The sequence below is a fragment of the Fusobacterium perfoetens genome (genome assembly GCF_021531595.1).
Lineage (GTDB): Bacteria > Fusobacteriota > Fusobacteriia > Fusobacteriales > Fusobacteriaceae > Fusobacterium_B.
This window is the reverse complement of record NZ_JADYUD010000036.1, coordinates 1-217: the sequence shown is the minus strand read 5'-3', so window position 1 is coordinate 217 and position 217 is coordinate 1. Positions and strand designations below refer to the sequence as shown.

General features: G+C 40.1%; 1 tRNA gene. It reads right to left on the bottom strand.

The window, feature by feature from the left end:
- Positions 1 to 58 (bottom strand) — tRNA-Asn (locus tag I6E17_RS09840).
- Positions 59 to 217 lie beyond the last annotated feature (159 nt).

Here is a 217-nt window from a genome sequence, read left to right as displayed (position 1 = left end):
TGTTGGACTTGAACCAACGACAACACGATTAACAGTCGTGTGCTCTACCGACTGAGCTAAAGAAGCACCTGTCTCGAAAAGTTTGCTTAATCCTTTTGGAAAAGCACTTATTCGAGATATACTAAATACCTTTAAAATATTTAGTAAAAGATTGGCAAGTTCCTATCCTCCCAAAGGGCTGCCCCCTAAGTACTTTCAGCGTTTACAGGCTTAACTT